Annotated in this window: 1 protein-coding gene; it reads left to right on the top strand. The window is 64.9% G+C overall.

What is annotated here, in order from left to right; all coding sequences use genetic code 11:
- The first annotated feature begins 63 nt into the window (after positions 1–63).
- Positions 64–1,214, top strand: a protein-coding gene (locus CSC76_RS18820) for an IS3 family transposase (RefSeq protein ID WP_238395100.1) whose coding sequence is annotated in 2 segments (ribosomal slippage) — positions 64–310 and positions 310–1,214 — 1,152 coding nt in all. Because the reading frame shifts where the segments join, the coding sequence is not laid out codon by codon here.
- The last annotated feature ends 26 nt before the right edge of the window (positions 1,215–1,240 follow it).

Below are 1,240 nucleotides of genomic sequence, written 5' to 3'. Positions count from 1 at the left end.
TGGACCGGCCAGCCTTTCGTAGACATCCGGTTGCCATAATTGATGGCAATGACCGAGGTGTTTATGGGCAACAGCAAGCAGTACACAGATGAGTTCCGGGCCGAAGCGGTGAAGCAGGTGATCGAGCGTGGCTTCACGGTGGTGGAGGTCGCCTCCCGGATCGGGATTCCCAAGCACACGTTGTATGGCTGGGTGCAGGCGACCAAGAAGACGATGCCGGCCCCTGGAGCCACGGTTGCGCCGAGCGACTCGGCCGAGATCCGCCGGCTCAAGGCCGAGCTGCGGCGGGTGACCGAGGAGCGCGACATCCTAAAAAAAGCCGCCGCGTACTTTGCCAAGGGGTAAGGGCGAAGTACGCGTTCATGCGTGCGCACGTCCGGGAGTTCCGTCTGGTGGCGATGTGCCGGGTGCTGGGCGTGCATCGCAGCGGCTACTACGCCTGGCTGCGCCAGGGCGCCAGCGCTCGTGAGCGCGAAGATCAGCGTCTGCTGGGGCTGATCAAGCACCACTGGCTGGCCAGCGGCACGGTGTATGGCTACCGCAAGATCACCCTGGACCTGCGCGAGGCCGGCGAGCGCTGCAGCCGGCACCGCGTCCTCAGGCTGATGAAGGCAGAAGGCCTGCGTGCCCACGTCGGCTACGGCCGCAAGCCGCGTCATCGCGGCGGCCCGGTGGGCGTGGTGGCCAACGTGCTCAACCGGGACTTCACGCCAGAGGCCCCGAACAAGGTCTGGGTCACGGACATCACCTACATCCGGACCTACGAGGGCTGGCTGTTCCTGGCGGCGGTGATGGATCTGTACTCGCGGCAGGTTGTCGGCTGGGCCACGGCGCCGACGATGACCAGCGACCTAGTGCTTCAGGCGCTGGTGGCGGCGGCGTGGCGGCGTAAGCCCGGTCCTGGCGTGATGGTGCACTCCGACCAGGGTTGCCAGTTCACCAGCAGCGATTGGCAGTCGTTCCTGAAAGCGCACCGGATGGTGCCGAGCATGAGCCGACGCGGGAACTGCCACGACAATGCCGTGGCCGAGAGTTTCTTCAGCGTCTTGAAGAAGGAGCGAATCAAGCGGCAGATCTACCCGACGCGCGCCATGGCGGCTTCGGACGTGTTCGACTACATCGAGATGTTCTACAACCCGATCCGCCGGCATGGTTCCGCTCGCGGACTGTCACCGGTAGAGTTTGAAAGGCGCTACGCGCAGAGCGGCGACTGAGTGTCTACAGAGCTCTGGCCGGTCCA

The sequence above is a fragment of the Pseudoxanthomonas mexicana genome, from assembly GCF_010093385.1.
Taxonomy (GTDB): domain Bacteria; phylum Pseudomonadota; class Gammaproteobacteria; order Xanthomonadales; family Xanthomonadaceae; genus Pseudoxanthomonas_A; species Pseudoxanthomonas_A mexicana.
This window is presented reverse-complemented; position numbering and strand designations above follow the sequence as displayed.